15 protein-coding genes and 1 pseudogene are annotated in these 16,645 nt (G+C 58.9%); 1 reads left to right on the forward strand and 15 read right to left on the reverse strand.

The window, feature by feature from the left end:
* Positions 1–69 precede the first annotated feature (69 nt).
* Genes zapE through ACSSVH_RS13590 form a run of 7 tightly spaced genes read right to left on the reverse strand, consistent with a single transcriptional unit; the run spans position 70 to position 7,689 of the window.
* Entirely contained in the window at positions 70–1,176 is a 1,107-nt protein-coding gene (zapE, locus tag ACSSVH_RS13560) for a cell division protein ZapE (RefSeq protein ID WP_492633309.1), read from the reverse strand.
* On the reverse strand, positions 1,173–3,830 hold the full coding sequence (pepN, locus tag ACSSVH_RS13565; RefSeq protein ID WP_492633310.1) for an aminopeptidase N: 2,658 nt from the start codon (positions 3,828–3,830) through the stop codon (positions 1,173–1,175). The genes zapE and pepN overlap by 4 nt, the downstream gene beginning before the upstream one ends.
* Positions 3,831–3,843: 13 nt before the next feature.
* A complete protein-coding gene (locus ACSSVH_RS13570) occupies positions 3,844–4,674 on the reverse strand; it encodes a DUF2797 domain-containing protein (RefSeq protein ID WP_178123663.1) in 831 nt (276 codons plus the stop codon).
* Positions 4,671–4,931 carry a YeaC family protein gene (locus ACSSVH_RS13575; protein ID WP_029291449.1) on the reverse strand — a complete coding sequence of 87 codons (261 nt, stop codon included), beginning with the start codon at positions 4,929–4,931 and terminating at the stop codon, positions 4,671–4,673. The genes ACSSVH_RS13570 and ACSSVH_RS13575 overlap by 4 nt, the downstream gene beginning before the upstream one ends.
* 31 nt (positions 4,932–4,962) lie before the next feature.
* The gene (locus tag ACSSVH_RS13580; protein WP_492633311.1) at positions 4,963–5,832 is read right to left on the reverse strand and encodes a rhomboid family intramembrane serine protease; all 870 of its coding nucleotides are present in this window, start codon (positions 5,830–5,832) and stop codon (positions 4,963–4,965) included.
* Positions 5,825–6,802 carry a metallophosphoesterase gene (locus ACSSVH_RS13585; RefSeq protein WP_170041613.1) on the reverse strand — a complete coding sequence of 326 codons (978 nt, stop codon included), beginning with the start codon at positions 6,800–6,802 and terminating at the stop codon, positions 5,825–5,827. The genes ACSSVH_RS13580 and ACSSVH_RS13585 overlap by 8 nt, the downstream gene beginning before the upstream one ends.
* Positions 6,799–7,689, reverse strand: coding sequence for an NAD(+) kinase (locus ACSSVH_RS13590; RefSeq protein ID WP_010210870.1), 891 nt, complete (start codon positions 7,687–7,689; stop codon positions 6,799–6,801). Before ACSSVH_RS13590 ends, ACSSVH_RS13585 begins: the two co-directional genes overlap by 4 nt.
* Before the next feature lie 154 nt (positions 7,690–7,843).
* Here ACSSVH_RS13590 and ACSSVH_RS13595 point away from each other — a divergent pair, with 154 nt between their 5' ends.
* Positions 7,844–8,791, forward strand: a complete 948-nt coding sequence (locus tag ACSSVH_RS13595) for a DUF1853 family protein (protein ID WP_432754184.1) — start codon at positions 7,844–7,846, stop codon at positions 8,789–8,791.
* Between the two features lie 26 nt (positions 8,792–8,817).
* Here the strand turns inward: ACSSVH_RS13595 and ACSSVH_RS13600 are convergent.
* The 8 genes and pseudogenes from ACSSVH_RS13600 to ACSSVH_RS13635 form a co-directional block, all read right to left on the reverse strand.
* Positions 8,818–9,402, reverse strand: a pseudogene (locus ACSSVH_RS13600) (type VI secretion IcmF C-terminal domain-containing protein); the annotation flags it as partial.
* Positions 9,384–9,560 carry a hypothetical protein gene (locus ACSSVH_RS13605; RefSeq protein WP_262386243.1) on the reverse strand — a complete coding sequence of 59 codons (177 nt, stop codon included), beginning with the start codon at positions 9,558–9,560 and terminating at the stop codon, positions 9,384–9,386. The pseudogene ACSSVH_RS13600 and the gene ACSSVH_RS13605, both read right to left, overlap by 19 nt.
* Before the next feature lie 649 nt (positions 9,561–10,209).
* Positions 10,210–10,374 carry a PAAR domain-containing protein gene (locus ACSSVH_RS13610; protein ID WP_346343077.1) on the reverse strand — a complete coding sequence of 55 codons (165 nt, stop codon included), beginning with the start codon at positions 10,372–10,374 and terminating at the stop codon, positions 10,210–10,212.
* Positions 10,375–10,635: 261 nt separating this feature from the next.
* Positions 10,636–11,031 carry a hypothetical protein gene (locus tag ACSSVH_RS13615; protein ID WP_492633312.1) on the reverse strand — a complete coding sequence of 132 codons (396 nt, stop codon included), beginning with the start codon at positions 11,029–11,031 and terminating at the stop codon, positions 10,636–10,638.
* Positions 11,032–11,047: 16 nt separating this feature from the next.
* Positions 11,048–11,416, reverse strand: coding sequence for a hypothetical protein (locus ACSSVH_RS13620; RefSeq protein WP_492633313.1), 369 nt, complete (start codon positions 11,414–11,416; stop codon positions 11,048–11,050).
* Positions 11,409–14,168 carry a glycoside hydrolase family 19 protein gene (locus tag ACSSVH_RS13625; RefSeq protein ID WP_492633314.1) on the reverse strand — a complete coding sequence of 920 codons (2,760 nt, stop codon included), beginning with the start codon at positions 14,166–14,168 and terminating at the stop codon, positions 11,409–11,411. Before ACSSVH_RS13625 ends, ACSSVH_RS13620 begins: the two co-directional genes overlap by 8 nt.
* Before the next feature lie 30 nt (positions 14,169–14,198).
* Positions 14,199–14,795: a DUF2345 domain-containing protein gene (locus ACSSVH_RS13630; RefSeq protein ID WP_492633315.1), complete on the reverse strand. Its 597-nt coding sequence runs from the start codon at positions 14,793–14,795 to the stop codon at positions 14,199–14,201.
* Positions 14,796–14,801: 6 nt separating this feature from the next.
* Positions 14,802–16,580: a type VI secretion system Vgr family protein gene (locus tag ACSSVH_RS13635; RefSeq protein WP_492633316.1), complete on the reverse strand. Its 1,779-nt coding sequence runs from the start codon at positions 16,578–16,580 to the stop codon at positions 14,802–14,804.
* Between the last annotated feature and the right edge of the window lie 65 nt (positions 16,581–16,645).

A 16,645-nucleotide genomic window follows, 5' to 3' on the forward strand; every position in this document is an offset into this window, starting at 1 on the left:
GAGATTAACTACAAGTTGGCGCGGGAAAAAGCCAACAAGTAAACGCCAGTGAGCATGGGCAAATAGCCATCACTGACCAAAACGTTGCAACTGCATCTCTTGCAAACGACTGAGGGTGCGGCGGAATGCAAATTCCAGGTAACCCTCGGTGTATAGCTCAGCCAAGGGCACCTTGGCTTCGATGTACAGCGCCACCTTGCGGTCGTAGCACTCATCGACCAGGGCGATAAACCGCCGCACGCTGTCGTCGTGCACCGACAGCGCCGGCAACTCACGGTCGCCCGCCTCCACGCGCTGGGCGCCATCCTCGGTACCACGGGCAATCCGTCCAGGGCGTGTCGAGGCGCTCAAGCCGGGGACTTCGCCCAGTAAAATGGCACGATAGCGATCACACAACAGCATGAAATCCATGGCCGCCAACGGTTGCTCGCACAGGTCAGCGTAGCGGCACCACAGGATGTTTTCGCTGGACCGCACCGTGGCAATCACACGCGAGCCCACGCTCACCGGTGCACTGCTTAAGGCCTGGCCTTTGCTCAAATCCTCAAAGACCCTGGCCAACGCCTCGGGTTGATCCACCCAATAGCGCTGCACGGCCGTGCCCGGATGCAAGCGGTGATCCTCACTGCCATCAACCGCCACCACCTGCATATGCGCCTGGATCGCCTCGATAGCCGGCACGAAGCGCTCGCGGTTGAACCCATCGGCGTACAACTGCCCTGGCGGCTGGTTGGACGTGCAGACCATCACCACCCCTTCGTCGAACATTACCTGGAACAGGCGCCCGAGGATGATTGCGTCGCCAATGTCATTGACGAACAGTTCGTCGAAACACAGTACCCGCACCTCGCGACTCAACTCGCGGGCCAGCGCCTGCAACGGGTCCGGGGTGCCGGTCAATTGGAACAGGCGTTGATGGACCCAGCCCATAAAGTGATGAAAGTGCTGGCGTCGCGCAGGCACCCGCAGGCTCTGGTGGAACTGATCCATCAGCCAGGTCTTGCCCCGCCCCACCGGCCCCCACAGATAAACCCCGGTGACCGGTGCGTCGGCGGCTTGGTGCAATGCCGCATGGCAGGCCTGCAACGCCTCAACCGCTCGGCGTTGCGCGTCGTCAGCCACAAAACCATCGGCCAGGGCCTGTCGGTAGGCAGCCAGCGGTGAGTCAAGCGTCATGCGAGGCTTTTACTGACCACCTCGAACACATCGCTGGACAGCTCGCCCGAACCGCGGATGCGCTCCAGTTCCGCCTTCATCAGCGCCTGGCGGGCGCTGTCGTATTTGCGCCAGCGGGTCAACGGCGCCAACTGCCGCGAGGCAATCTGCGGGTTGAAGGCATTCAGCTCGATGACCAGGTCCGCCAGGAAGCGATAGCCCGAGCCATCGGCCGCGTGGAAGTTGATCAGGTTCTGCCCGGCGAAGGCGCCGACCAGCGCGCGCACCTTGTTCGGGTTCTTGATATTGAACGCCGGGTGCTGCATCAGCGCCTTGACCCGCGCGAGCCCGCCCGGCAACACGCTGCCGGCCTGGACGCTGAACCATTGGTCCATGACCAGCGGGTTGTCCTTGAAGTTCTCGGCAAACACTTGCAGGGCCTTGGCCTTCTCGGCGTCGAACGGCGAGTTGACCAGCACCGCCAGTGCCGTCAGGCGTTCGGTCATGTTGTCACACGCGTCGAACTGCTCCAGGGTTGCGGCCAGCACTTCTGGCTTGCCGCTGAGCATCAAGTACGACAGCGCGATGTTCTGCAGGGCGCGGCGCGCGAAGTGCTCTGCCGAGGCCACGTAAGGCGTGTTGCGCGACAGGTCGCGGTTGGCCTGGTAGCGCAGCCACAAGCCTTCGAACAGTTGGTCGGCCAACTGCTTGCGCGCAAACTCGCGGGCGGCGTGGATCGCGTCGACGTCAGCCACTTCGCTGATTTCGGTCAGGTAGGCCTCGCCCGGCAACGACAACATTTCCGCGACCATGGCCTGGTCCAGGCTTTCATCGCTCAGCACGCTACGCAGTGCGTTGACCAACCGTTGATCGAGCACCAGGGCCTGGCCCTGCTGGTGTTGGCCGATCAGGTCCTGCAACACCTGCACCGCCAGTTGCTGGCCCGCCTCCCAGCGATTGAAACCGTCACTGTCGTGCTGCATCAGGAACATCAACTGGTCACGGCTGTAGGGGAAGCTCAGCTTCACCGGTGCCGAGAAGCCGCGCAACAGCGACGGCAACGGCTGTTCGGCGATATCGACGAACGTGAACGTCTGCTCGGCTTCAGTCACCGACAATACCCGCGAGGTGCCCTGCGCAGCGGCTTCACCGGCCAGACGCAACGGTAGGTCGACGCCCTTGGCATCCAGCAGGCCCAGGGCCACGGGAATCACGAACGGCAGTTTTTCCACGTTGTCCGGGGTTTGCGGGCAGCTCTGGCGCAAGGTCAGGCTGTAGGTTTTAGCGCCAGCGTCGTAGGACTCGCTCACCACCAGGCGTGGGGTGCCGGCCTGGCTGTACCAGCGCTTGAACTGGGTCAGGTCGGCGCCGTTGGCATCTTCCATGGCCTTGATGAAGTCGTCGCAGGTCACGGCCTGGCCGTCGTGGCGCTCAAAGTACAGGTCGCTGCCTTTGCGGAAACCCTCGGCACCGAGCAAGGTGTGGATCATGCCGACTACTTCCGAACCCTTTTCGTACACGGTCAGGGTGTAGAAGTTGGAAATCTCGATAAAGCTGTCCGGGCGCACGGCGTGGGCCATCGGCCCTGCATCTTCAGCGAATTGGTGAGTGCGCAGGTAGGCCACATCCTGGATACGCTTGACGGTGGCCGAGTTCATGTCGGCGGAGAAGTGTGAATCACGAAATACCGTGAAACCTTCCTTGAGCGACAGCTGGAACCAGTCGCGGCAGGTCACGCGGTTGCCCGACCAGTTGTGGAAGTATTCGTGGGCGACGATGGCTTCTACCCGCTGGTGCGCGGCGTCGGTCGCGGTTTCGGCGCGGGCCAGCACGGCGCTGGAGTTGAAGATGTTCAGGCCCTTGTTTTCCATGGCGCCCATGTTGAAATCGTTGACCGCGACGATCATGAAGATATCCAGGTCGTATTCGCGACCGTAGACCTCTTCATCCCAGCGCATGGACTTCTTCAGGCTGTTCATGGCGTGCTGGCACTTGTCGATGTTTTCCGGCTCGACATAGATGCGCAGAGCGACGGTGCGCTGGCTCATGGTGGTGAAGGTGTCTTCGACGCACCACAGGTCGCCGGCCACCAGGGCGAACAGGTAGGCCGGTTTCTTGAACGGGTCTTCCCAGGTCGCCCAGTGCCGGCCGTCTTCGCCGGGGCCGCTGGCAATCGGGTTGCCGTTGGACAGCAGCACCGGATAGCGGTGTTGCTCGGCGATCACGGTGGTGGTGAACGTGCTCATCACGTCCGGGCGGTCCAGGTAGTAGGTGATCTTGCGAAAACCTTCGGCCTCGCATTGGGTGCAGAACATGCCGCCGGACTTGTACAAGCCTTCCAGGGCGGTGTTGGTTTGCGGATGGATGCGCACGCTGGTGTCGACCGTGAAGCGCTCGCTGGTCGGTTGCAACGTCAGATGGCTGTCGCTCAACTGGTAGTCGGCGGCGCTCAGTTCCTGGTCACCCAGGGCCACGCTCAGCAGTTCCAACTGCTGGCCATCGAGTACCAGCGGCGGCAGGCCGGTGCCGCGCTCGGGATTGCGGCGCATCACCAGCTGCGCGTGGACCAGGCTATGGTCCTCGAACAACTCGAAGGTCAGGTGGGTCTCGTCGATCAGGTACTCGGGCGCCTGATAGTCCTTCAGGTAAATCATCTTCGGTTGTTCGGTGCGCATGCGTGAAATCCTTCTACTGATGCACGGCGAGCTGGTAAGCCGTGTATTTACGAATATTGATAACGCCGGTATCGAAGATCAGGTATTGGCCCTTGATCCCCAGCAGCGTGCCTTCGGCAATCGGGTTCTTGTCCAGGTTGAAGCTGACGATCTTGGTTGGATATTGCTCCACCGGGTAGCGGATTTCGAGGGGCTCGATATCGGTTACCGGTTGGATGGCCTGCAGGCCGAAGCGTTCCTGCAATTGCAGCAGGCCGTCGGCGCAGGAGACGAACAGCTCGTCGCGTACCTGCGCAAGGTCTACCGCTGCCGCGTCACCCTTGAGCAAGGCGCGCCAGTTGGTCTTGTCGGCGACCTGGCTGCGCAGCACATCTTCGACAAAGCCCGATTGCTGGCGCGTGGCCACGCGCATGATCGGCAATGCCTGGCTCGCGCCCTGGTCCAGCCAGCGCGTGGGCAGTTGGGTGGCGCGGGTGATGCCGACCTTGATCCCCGACGAGTTCGCCAGGTACACCACATGGTCGGTCATGCAGAATTTTTCGCCCCAGGCCGGATCCCGGCAGGTGCCGGCATCGAAATGGCAGCGCTCGGGGCTCATGATGCACAGGTCGCACTGGGCCAGCTTGGTCATGCACGGGTAGCAATAGCCCTGGCTGAAGCTGGTCTTGGTCTTGCGCCCGCAGTGGGTGCAGTGGATCGCACCGAGGTATTCCAGGCGCACATGAGTGCCAATCAACGGGTTGACCGGCACCTCGGTGTCGCCCAGGCGAAAAGCGTATTGAACGGTCGGCGAACCCAGTTGCGCCGACATCTTGCTGACTGCACCACGGCCAATCTCAATCAATGGATGGCATCCGACTTGAACAGGATGTTTTCCACCGGGGTCGACTTCGATTGGCATTCCTGCGGCCCCATGTAGCCGGTGCGCTGGTCTTCCGGCAGGTTTTGCAGCTCCCAGGCGATCATCGCCTGCAACGACAGCTCACGCTGTTCGGCGGTGAGCTTGCGGCCATCGGACCATTTGCCGATTTCCACGGCGAGCTTGAGGCTCTGGTAGATATCCGGGGTGATGTTTTCGATCATTTCAGCAAAAGAGGACATAAGACTCTTCCTTTAAATAATGGGCAGAGATTCAAGCGTTACGTTTATGGTGGCTGTACAACCCGCCGAGCAAACCGGTGATGCAACCCGCCACCAGGCCGCCGACATGGGCCGCATTGGCGATTTCGCCGAAGCCGATCATCGAGACCAGGCCCGACAGGCACAGCACCAGCCACACCAGCATCATCACCAGCACGCCACGCGGCAGGCGATACGCCGGGTTGGGCGCGAGCATCTGGTAGATCCAGCAATGGCCGAGCAAGCCGTACAACACGCCAGACAAGCCGCCGAACAGGCCCGGGCCGCCAAAGGTGTATTGCGCGTAGTTGGAGGCCAGGCTGAACAGCAACGTCAGGCCCAGCAGGTTGATACTGCCTTGGCGCGCCTCGATCCGCCGCCCCAGTTCCCAGTACCACATGCCATTCATCGCCAGGTGGAGGATGCCGAAATGGATCAGCATCGGCGTCACCAACCGCCACCACTGCCCCGCCGCCAAGCTGTCGGCCAGGGGCGTGAAGTACAGGTATTCACCGGCCACGTGGAAATTCAGGAACGTCAGCCAGCTCATGGCTTGCAAGTTGTCGCCAAGCATCGTGACCGCACCGACGATCAGGCTCAGCAGCAACACACCCGCGGTCAGTGGGCTGTGGCGCAACTGCTGGAGAAAACCGGCGCGCTTGGCTACCGGTTCCTGGGGAATATCCAGCTGCTGGTGCGGATCGCCGGCAGGGAAACGCTGATACAGGCTGCGCACGTCTTCGCTGATCGCGTCCGGCACCCAGAGCACCTGCTCGCCGGCCTCTTCGCTGACGCGATGGGGCACCTGCATGCGCTGCAACAGTTTGACGAATCCAGCCAGGTCAACCGTCAGCGGCAAGCGTAAAACGGCCACGTTACTCATGAATCACCTCAGGGCGCTCGACATCGACCCATACGAACTTGTTGGGGTCCAGGCAGGTTTCCTGATCCAGGCGATACGCCACCAGCTTGCCGTAGAGCACTGCGCTGTAGTCCAGGCAGGCCAGGTTCGGGCGGATCGGCGCCGGTTTGCCACTGCGCCAGTAGTGGCCGACAAACAGCAGCGGCTCATCCACCCCATAGCGCAGCAGGGAGTTTTTCTCGGTCGAGGACAACGGCGTACGGGCCACCGGGTCGGGCAAGGCATCGGGCTGGAACACAATATCGCCGTAGGTCTTCGGGTCGTCTTCCCAGAACTTGGTGCGAAAGAACGAACGGGTCAGGCCATCGCCACCGGTCAGCGTCAGGCCGTCCGGCAGGCGCATATCGGTGCCGCGCAGCAGGCGATCGAAGGCATTGCAGGCAAAGCTGCCCGGCACCGCCGCCGCCTGCAGGAAATGCTCGTCGATACAGCCGTCGGGGAACTGCCCGCGCAGCGGTTCGATCAGCCCCGCATCCCAGCAGGCGTGCACCACGCGAAAACGCCCGGCATCGACAAACAACGGCATGTCGTAGAACCAGCCGAGGAAGTCATGCCAGTCGCCGGGGTGGTGTTCAAACTGGGTCAGGGTCTCGTGGATCAGCCGCGCGTGGCGTGGCGAATGTTCACGCACGTACTGCTTGCCACTGCCGGGCGGCGCCAGGGTGCTCCAGCCCAGGGCGTTGAACTCATGGTTGCCCATGATGCACAGCGCCTGGCCGGCTTCGGCCATGTCGTGGACGATATGCAGTGCCTCGCGGATGCGCGGGCCACGGTCGATGATATCGCCGAGGAACACCGCCATGCGGGAGGGATGGCGCCAGGTGCCGCCCTGCTTGTGGTAACCCATCTGGTCGAGCAGGTGCTCAAGGGTATGAGCGCAACCGTGCACGTCACCAATCAGGTCGTAGCTACGCGCGGGATCGAGCATCAGTCGCCTCCACCCCCCAAGCGGCTGCCCCAGCCCAGCTTGGTGCGGCACACTTCGTAGTAGTTGTGATCCAGCGGGTGGATCAACCGCAGCTTCTGCGCTTTTTTGCTCACGGTGATGGTGTCACCGGGGGCGCAGGTAAAGTGGTTCTGCCCGTCACAGGAGACTTGCGGGTAGATCTGCATGTCTTTGGAGACCACGATTTTCAGCTCACTGTTGCCATCGACCACAATCGGCCGGCTCGACAACATATGGGGGTACATCGGCACGATCACAATGGCATCGAGCTTGGGATGCATGATCGGCCCGCCGGCTGACAGCGCATAGGCCGTGGAACCTGTGGGCGTGGCGACGATCAGGCCGTCGGCCTTCTGGCTGCAAACGAACTGGCCGTCGATGTACAGCTCGAACTCGATCATCCGCGTCGACTTGCCGGGGTGCAGCACCACATCGTTGAGGGCATCGCCCTGGCCGATGGCTTCGCCATGGCGGCGCACTTCGGCTTGCAGCAGGAAGCGGTTTTCTACCAGGTAATGGCCGTCCAGCACCTTGGCCACTTCGACTTCCAGGTCGTCAGGGCGGATATCGGTGAGGAACCCCAGGCTGCCCCGGTTGATCCCCAGCACCGGCACGTTATGCCGCGCCAGGGCCCGGGCGGCGCCCAGCAGGCTGCCGTCGCCGCCGACCACGATCACCATGTCGCAGACTTCACCGAGCATTTTGCGCGATGAGGTCTGCAGGCCGTGGCCCGGCAGAATCTCGGCGATGGTGTCTTCGAGGATCACATGCAGGTGGCGCTCAAGCAGAAACTTTTTCAGCCGGCGGACCGTGTCCAGAACCTGGGTACTGCCCAGGCGACCGATGATGCCGATATTGCGAAATTGCTCCATGGGGCTCCTGCAGGGTTTGGGTCTGGCAAAAAGAACGATTATGGGCGAAAGGCCGCATTAGACAAAATCCTTTGTCGCCACGGGGCCCAGACGACAACGGTTCTCAACACCCGCCACGGTCCCGCAGCGAGTAGGAAACAGCTATGCTCGGACCATGAATCCGTTTCCCGACCTGCAGTACCTGCCCCGTCAATTGCGTCATCCCGAAGTGCGGGACCTGGCGTGGGTGATCCTCGCCCCGCCGATGCTGGAACAAACACCCTGGCCGCAACGCCATCCCCTGGCCGGCAGCGATTGGGTGCAGCAACCCGCGGCACTGGAACAATGGCTGCGGCAACTGGACCAGGACAGCAGCCGCCTGCTGCACTGGCTGAGCCTGGCACGTACCCGGCGCCTGGGCCTGTATTACGAACGCCTGTGGCAATTTGCCGTGCAACACGCGCCCGGCGTGGAATTGCTCGCGGCCAACCTGCCTATCCGCCAGGCCGGCCATACCCTGGGGGAGCTGGACATGCTGCTGCGCGACCGTGACGGCGTGCATCATCTGGAACTGGCGATCAAGCTCTACCTGGGCCCGCAAGAGGGCGACGGCCGTGATACCGCGCAATGGCTAGGCCCCGGTTGTCACGACCGCCTGGACCGCAAGCTGGCCCATCTGGCCGACCATCAACTGCCCATCTCGGCGAGCGCGCAAAGCCGGCAGATGCTGGCAGCCCTGGATATTAGGGATTTCACCGCCCATCTGTGGCTCGGCGGCTACCTGCTGTACCCCTGGCCCGGCGAGGCCGAACCGCCCCTCGGCGCCCATCCACAGCATCTGCGTGGGAGCTGGTTGCATCAGCGCGATTGGCTGGCTTTTATCAATGCCAGCCCGCCGGGCCGCTGGCAACCCCTGCCCCGCCATGCCTGGCTCGCGCCGGCGCATTACCCGGCAGGGGAAATCTGGAGTGAGGAGCAGATGCAGCGCTGGCTGGCCGACCTTGATCCGATGGCGCCGGCGCAACTGTTGGTGCGCATGATGCACAACGGTGGGGATTGGCAGGAAGCGGAGCGGCTGTTTCTGGTGGCGGATCTTTGGCCGAATGTACCGGGGACCACCTAAGCCCCACGGCACCATACTCAACGGGCTCAAGTGTCATTTGAGCTGAGAAATATCTGTTGCGGCAACTTGAAGCCTCTCAACTTGAGCACCGCCAGTGGTCCCGCATCCAATTCCGTGCGCAGGTGCCAGGTCAGGCTCAAGCCATCCGGCGCCTTGAGCAGCAGGCGATAGCGGCTGTGATTGTCGTCCAACGGCGTGACCTGGGCGTTTCCCAGCCAGCGGATCAGGTCCCAGGTATCAGAGTAGTCGCCGAACAGACGCTCGCCGGCATGCACGCTGGTCCAGCTCAGGCTCACGCCCGGATAGTCGCTGTGGCCCGGCCAGTGGAAGCGCTGCCAACTTTCCTTCTAGTTGAAATACTGGTGCCGGTCGCCGTTGAGGATGAAGGTGGTCTGCACCACATCGCGCACCGTTTTGCCTTGCAGCTCGAAACTCAGCCCCATGCCGCCGTCGGTGTAGAGCACATCGGCGAGGTCGCTGAGCTGGTTGATGGCGCTGAGAAACGCCGGGTTGAAACGTAACTCTTGGCGATGACGTGGGTCCACAACCCACTGACTGCCCTCCTTGCGCAACACGCCGCTCAATTGCCGCTTTAGAAACTGCTCGATGCGCCAAGCGGGGTTGGCGGCCAGGTGCTAGCCATAGAAATGCCAAAGCGTGGGTGACAGGGTTTGCCAGAGGCCTGGCACAACACCAGGGCGGAGGATTCGACGTTGGCCAGGGTTTTGACCAGCAGATCAGCGTCGGCTTTGTCCGGACGGGCCAGCATCAGGTGGGCCTTGAGCTGGTCGTAGGTCTGCCGGGCGCGTTCAGCGCGCTCGGAATGGTCCGGTTGCAGCTTGACCAGCGCGTTGAGTTGCTGACGAAGATCGGCGGTGGTTGGATCGCGAATCAGACGCTTGCTTTAATAGCCTTAGTAACGCCTGCTCAAGAGTGTCATCCGCATCGCCTGCTATCCGGCTGTGACGCGACACAGTTTGACCTTTCCTGGACGGCTGGGCCGTGATCGCCTTGACCTCGCCGCGCAAGGAACTGAGTAGTGTCGTTACCGACGCATCCAGTTCGCTCAAAGCTGTGTGTAGACTTACACCCAGTACCTGCAGCACACGCCGACCGCACCAAATTTTTTGGATTAAATCCTCTTCACGTGCCTTATCCCACCCATCAGCGACCTGCTGTTGAACGAAATACAGCAACACACGCCCGAAGCTCAGTAAGCACCAACACAAGAGCGGCTACACCAAAGCCATGCACCAGAAATTCGCGGGATGCTCCCGTAACGATTGAGTACCGAACAAAAACGTCCTAAACACCAAGCAGCAAAAGCAGCAGTGGCAGTAGGCCTAACCAAAGCCAACCCCTAGGCTGCGAAGGTCGTGGCGACGGTGCTGGGACTTGATCCAATCTGACCGGCATTACTAACTCGCACTCACTTGAGGCAAAGAAGAAATCAAGGTGCAGCCACACGCGCAACGATGCCCATGAAACGCGACCGGAATGCCGTGGTCGTGAAACGCTGGATGGCCCTCGGCAATCTCCGTTCGACCATGGCCGGGGATCAGACAGTCCACCGGGTCGGGCACCAATGCCTCTGAAATTCATGACAGTGGATCCTGATAGAACAGTGTCGCCGCCAGTTGTTTTGTCACCTATGCGGATAACGTTTTTCATGTTTAATCTCTCTCACGAAGCAATTAAATTACTTACCTTGCGCAGGAGCCACATCTGTCAAACACATTTAAAACCCAAGAGCAATCATCGTTATACGCTTTTAAACATATTGCTTGGCGCATACCATTACGAGCCGAAAACAGCCACCAAACTAACCTCACAGAGCCTACAAATCATTGTCTTTCCGAAAAAGCTATTGACTTACATTGCATCCATTTTTGGACCCTTTTTACTTTTGTGACAAATGAAACTTTGCACCAACCTGCCATGGATTGCTCCACTGCTACCTCATCACCCTTAATCAAGTACACTCTGCTCGGCTCCTGTATCACGGGCTCAGTATCAGAACCATATAAAAACGACTTTTCTTTAACCACACCGCTAATGGGCACAGGCATTCCTGCCACCTCAAACAAAATTGATCGCACAGCTTTACTGACTGAAATCTTATCCTTATAAGGGTATACGTAAGATAACTCCCCAACATTATCTTTCATATCTCCACCCATATCAAAAAAACCTGACCGCAACTCGTCTCTAACTAAAGCGCCGCCTTCAAAAACAAACACACTCACATCATAAACATCACTTATAACATCCCATGCTCTCGGCGCTTCCACACTGTGTATTACAAAAAACCATTTCTTCGCTCGCTGCACTCACAAAAATAGCGAAGGCATCATTGATTTTTCCTTTTGTTCCTGCGTATGGAAACTCATACACCAGCCTTGATTTTTCAGATTTGGATAATGAGTAAATTGCGATACCATCAGGATCGCGTGACAACTGCCCCTCCTCCGTAGGAGTCTTTGTAAAAACGAAGCATACTGTTGAACCATTAAAATCCATAGGTTGATAAGCTTGCCCGCCCCCAAGATCATCGCATGTGCGGCCAAACACCGCAGCCGGCAAAACTAAAACACAGAGAATCATAAAAGTTAGTAACTTAAACATTTTTAGTACACTCAGTTTCAAAGTGATGAAAGAAAATAGGTGTAATATCTCGTTTGTATTGTTGCCGCTCAGGCAAACCCGCCAATCCGACATTAATAGGTCGCGTCACAGCAATTACGGCAGCGCTCTCAGACAGAGAAGTATCTTCGGCAATTAACGCAATATTTTTTCCTTGCCAAAACCATAGAGCAGTCTCTATAGCTACCGCAAAGTCGCTCTCTAAAAGTTCCGGCATTACATCAATTTTAAGCCCCGTTTCTTTGGCGCACTTTTTGTACGTCTCATAATGAGTAAGATGTATCAATCCTCGCCCTCTAAAATCCTTTCCTGGCTGTTCGGTGCTTCCGTAGCAGTGCACACCATATGCAGCATCGTTCCCCAGCAAATTCTCATCTATCCACTTTAACTTCTCCTCTTTACTGACAAAGCTGAGTCCCACCCTAGAGAAACCTGCATTGATTACCGTCGGAGAAAGCTTATAAAGCTTATCAGCTGTGTAGGTTCTTCTTGAGTAATTCAGCGACTCTCGAAAACTCACAAATCCCCCTGTCTCCTTCTTTGCTTGAGCCAATAAATGTGTGATTTGGACGCAACTATTTACACCATATTTATTGAACATACTCCTGGAAGCGCCCACCATTGCACTAATGAATTCAGGGTTGACAGCATTGCCGCATATATCCTCAAAAAATCCTCTCGTTAAATTGATCATGGCGCCGCATTTTTTGCAATTCAGAACCCCCTGCACACTAATAAATAAGTGATTAACTAATCCCACCGGATGCAAGTGATAAACCCGGCCATCCACCGGCAACCCCACTTCCGGTGCCACCTCATTCCACCAACTGATCTCCTTGATCCGCTCCTTCTCCGCCACCCAGTTCAAAAGTGGAGTCGAGCCGCTATGCCCCACTACATCGTCCAGCGCATCCCACTTGTAAGGTTCGTGGCGCCACTCGCTTTCGTAGTGGATGATCAGTTGCGACAACGACTGCGCGTGCGCCGGTAAAGCAATCGCTGCCTGTAACTCTTCAGCCGTCACCACTCCATCACGTTCTCGATCAATGATGTCGTACAGGCGATTCTTCATTCGTCCTTCATCCGACTTATCGGCCAAGTTACCGTAGCGTTCGAGTTGCTCCTGACTGAAACGGCCTACGGCCCGAAAAAAGGACGCCAGGGTTTGCCGAGGGGAGTCATAGTTGAAGACGACGTCGTAGCCCTCCCACGACCATGGACTGAACCACGGTGTAACGCCCACTTCTTCACGCACCCAACCATCGAGTAACACACCGTTCTCGTCGTGGAATAGCCCATCAAGTCGATACCAGTTGCAGGCGCTTCGATCTGGCATTGCGGTGACTACGATTTTTTTGTCTGCCGGCAGGCCATCAATCAGGCTTTTGGGCACCCGCAGATCAGCATCACTGGGCGTGCTGGCAGCGCTGAGTGTGGGTGGTTGTGTGGCGTTGAAACGCTCTTGATGCGTCACCACTGCGGTGCCCTTGGAGAATTTCAGCCAGGTCTTGCTGGCGGCGGGCAGTCGCTGGGCCCAGGCACGGCTTGCCTCGATAAATGGCTCCACGTGGTCGGCACTGAACACTTCCAGGTGCAACTTCTTTTCCGGGTGCTCGGCATTGCCGCCTTGATACTCGCCAATGTGTCCGATCAAATCGCCCGCCTTGATCGGGATGGGCTGATCGAGCACCACGATGCGGTCAGCTAGCGGTTCCGGGGCGCCTTCCAGCGAGTTGAAATGAACGTATTGATTAACACGCTCCAACTTGCGGAACGGACCTTCACCGCTCACGGTAACTTCCGTGCCGTCGGGTAATTCCATAAGGACGGCGCTTCTGGTGCTGGCTTCTGCGCGGACGCGCAGTGAAGGCGTCGCTTTGACCCGATACTCATCTCCGACGACGGGGACCAGATAATCAACCGAAAGGAAACCGAGCAGTGAGCCGTCGGCTTTTTTCAGTATATCTGGCCCGTTAGTGCTTTCCAGCTTGCGGTATTCACCCTCCCCGCTGACGGTCACTTCTGCGCCCTGTGGCAGCAGCGCCAATACCTTGCCGACCCGCGCCTGGTTACGCACATTCAGGCCACGTTGCTCAGGAGGACCTGTGCGTACATCACTAACCGTCATCTTGACCCGCCGAGTCTGCCCCTCGGGCCAAAATGCCGGACGGAGGATGGAAGGGTCATTCCGATAAACCGCCCAGTCCTGCAAGTGCATATACAGGCTATAAAAGATTAGGCTCGGCGGTACGTCGGGGCTCCCTTCAATCTGGGGTGCTTGGAGGCGATGGCGGACCAGCACAAAGTTACGTGAAAATGGCTTGGGTACACACAGTTCTTCAGTGAAGTAAGTGGTGGTCGGCGAGCGTTCATCGATGCGGTAGGCCACCACGTCGCCGTCGGCCAGGCAATGCACGCTGGATTGATCCAAGGTACCGGCCGTGCCGCCGTCGAAATGCACCCCGCCGTGCCACAGGCCATTGCGGCCCAATGGGTAGTAGCCCGTAGCGGCCTTGGCCATTTGGGTTAATTGAAGCAGTGAGTTGCTTTTGCCCTTAAAGGGATGGCACCAATTTTTCAACGGTTGCAGTGTATTGGCATTTGTTTGCGTTAACGCGGGAGCCTCTTCCAACGGTATCTGCGGCGCTGCTGAAGTCAATGCAACCGGCACATAAACCTGCGCCTTGCGGCCAGGGTTTAGAAGGTTAAAAAACACAGAGAACAAGTTAGCCATGATGTGATTCGCTCCTGGTTCGCAAAGGAATCAGCCAGAGAAATCCACAGGCCCGTTGGCCTTGGATTTATGCTCGGTCAATTGAGGGAGCTGCGGCATATCCAGAGCTTGTTGGGCTGGGGCCAGTAAGTCGAAGTACGCCGACTTGACGAGGTAGTCCCCCTGAGTCCCGTACTCGATACTGCTCGGATTGAGGGTGATGTAGCTGCCCCCTGCGTTGAGGGTGATCTTCTTTTTCGCCGTGATATGAATCTCGTCCTCGGTACTGGTGATCTCCAAGCCGTGACGCGCGAGTAACTCCAGCTTGTCGTTTTGCGCCTGGATCTTTACCGCCCCCTGATTAGCGATCAGCTTGATCCCCAGCTTGCGCACAAACAGGCTCATCCCTTGACCCACGCCGATAAACAGCCGCTTGACCACGCTGATATCTGCCTCGGCCCCGGCGTTGATCATGAGGTCGTGTTGCGCGGCCAGTTGCAGGTGCTGGCCGCTGGTCATGGCAACACCATCAGGCGCGCTGATCATCAGCACGGACGACTTGAGTTGCTCTAGGTGTTGCTTGAGAAACTTCAACTGCGCCTGTACATCGGCGGGATCTGCGTGGGCTTCCTGGGCGTCTACCGACAACCCATCCTACTGTTCGCCCGCCTGCTGGAGTCGACCAACCGCTGCGCTCATTTCAAGCATTTGGCCCTGCGCTTTGGGCTGTGCGTCAGCGCTGATGAAGATGCCGCTGCCCGCACGGATGGCGGCATGACCATCGGTACGCAATTCGGCTCCCTGGCCTCGCGGTTGGCGCTCACCATCCACCAAATGCCCAAGGTTGAGCTGGCTCTTGCCACTGTGCTCGGTACTCAGCTTGACGTGCTCCTGCCCCCGCGTGTCGTCCATGCGCAGTTTGTTGTTCGCCGGGGTGCGCAGGACGTTGCGTTTGTAGTTGCGCAAGGTCACGTGGTCGACGTGCTGACTGTCGTGCAGGGCGTGGGCGATGTAGGGGCGGTCGGGGTCGCCTTGTTCGAAGGCCACCGCCACTTCGGTGCCGGCAATCAGCGGTAGGTGCAAGCCGTGGGTGTCGCCGGCATAGGACCGGGCCAGGCGTAGCCAGAGGCTTTCCTGACCCGGCGTCCAGCTGTCGCGGTCGAACAGGAACTGCACCCGGTAGCGCCCTTCCAGGTCGATATGAGCATAGGGGTCGTTGGCCTGGTTGCTGGTGACGCGGGCGGGGATACTGCCAGCGATCAGAGGTTTGTCCTTGAGTGCCGGGCGAAAGCACACGCTTTCTGAGTAGGGGATGGCCTCAAAGGTGGCGATGAAGCTGCTGTCACGGGCGGCGGTGGTTGTCAGGCCGGTGATCACCGCTCCAGGTGTAAAAGCCTGGGGCGCACCGCCGGTGACTTTGAGCACCTGGCCCGGCGCCAGGGTGGCGCTGCTGGTGACGCCGTTGAGTTGGGTCTGATCGTTGAGGTAGCGTTCGTGGCGCAGGCGCGCGTAGAAATAGCCGCTTTCGCTGAGCAGGTCTTCGTCCTGATCCAGCCGGTCGCCGAGGGCTTTGTAGGGTTCGGCGTAGTGGTAGGCCTCGCCGTAGGTGGTTTTGGCGCCGCGGGTCTGGTCAATGTCGCCGTTCAGGTGCGCGCGGGCGTCGCGGTGGTGGTAGGCGCGAAAATGCACCTGTTGCTCGACTACCTGATGGTTGGATTGCAGGTTCCACACGCTGTCCTGGTCGCTGCTGCTGAGGCCGGATTGTGGGTGGTAAGGCAGTTCGACGTTGAACTGGTAGAGGCGTTGATCGTCGCAGAACTCGACCACATCAATGCGCAGGCGCTCGTCACTGGTGAAGCGGTACCAGATACCCACTTGCGCCAGCAGGCGGGTGATGAAGGCCAGGTCGCTTTCGCCGTGTTGCATGACCTGTTCGCGCTTGGGGTAGTCGCGTTTGAGGCTGAAGAGAAAGTCTTGGCCTTCAAAGTCGTGGCGGCTGCGCAGGATGCTTTCGACGATTTGCGGCACCGATTGGTGCTGGTAGATGCGGAACTGACGGCTGCGCGCGAGCAGGGCCAGGCGTGGTTGCAAGGTGATTGCATAACTGGCCTGGTCGTTGGAGCCGGACTGGCGCTTGAAGCTGGTGATCACGCCGTGCAGGGTGCGCAGGGGTTTGATCGGGGGTGGCGTCAAAACTAACAAGGGCAGCTTTTTCGGCGGCGCGTGCAGGCTGAAACAGACGTCTTGGCCGAGCAGGGTTTCGGCGGGGAGGTCGCGTTCGGTGCTGGTGAATTCGATGTGATAGGAGAATGGTTCGCTTAGCCGCTCCTGACCTTCGAAGGCGAGGACGTCCAGCGAGGCAGGAACGTTGCGCACCCATAGCGTGTGTCGGCAGTGATCGAAAAAAACGCTCGGTAATACGCTGGAAGTCATCCCTTTACTCCTGAACGCGAGAGAGCTCAGAGAGTAAAGATTTGTTATCGGCGAATAATGTCGGA

Source organism: Pseudomonas sp. HC1(2025), from assembly GCF_058742075.1.

Bases quoted from the DNA above. Each gene is read 5' to 3' on its own strand.
- pepN (WP_492633310.1), bottom strand. From the start codon at position 3,830: ATGCGCACCGAACAACCGAAGATGATTTACCTGAAGGACTATCAGGCG.
- ACSSVH_RS13590 (WP_010210870.1), bottom strand. From the start codon at position 7,689: ATGGAGCAATTTCGCAATATCGGCATCATCGGTCGCCTGGGCAGTACC.
- ACSSVH_RS13635 (WP_492633316.1), bottom strand. From the start codon at position 16,580: ATGACTTCCAGCGTATTACCGAGCGTTTTTTTCGATCACTGCCGACAC.
- ACSSVH_RS13625 (WP_492633314.1), bottom strand. From the start codon at position 14,168: ATGGCTAACTTGTTCTCTGTGTTTTTTAACCTTCTAAACCCTGGCCGC.
- zapE (WP_492633309.1), bottom strand. From the start codon at position 1,176: ATGACGCTTGACTCACCGCTGGCTGCCTACCGACAGGCCCTGGCCGAT.
- ACSSVH_RS13580 (WP_492633311.1), bottom strand. From the start codon at position 5,832: ATGAGTAACGTGGCCGTTTTACGCTTGCCGCTGACGGTTGACCTGGCT.
- ACSSVH_RS13575 (WP_029291449.1), bottom strand. From the start codon at position 4,931: ATGTCCTCTTTTGCTGAAATGATCGAAAACATCACCCCGGATATCTAC.
- ACSSVH_RS13605 (WP_262386243.1), bottom strand. From the start codon at position 9,560: ATGCTGGCCCGTCCGGACAAAGCCGACGCTGATCTGCTGGTCAAAACC.
- ACSSVH_RS13620 (WP_492633313.1), bottom strand. From the start codon at position 11,416: ATGTTTAAGTTACTAACTTTTATGATTCTCTGTGTTTTAGTTTTGCCG.
- ACSSVH_RS13595 (WP_432754184.1), top strand. From the start codon at position 7,844: ATGAATCCGTTTCCCGACCTGCAGTACCTGCCCCGTCAATTGCGTCAT.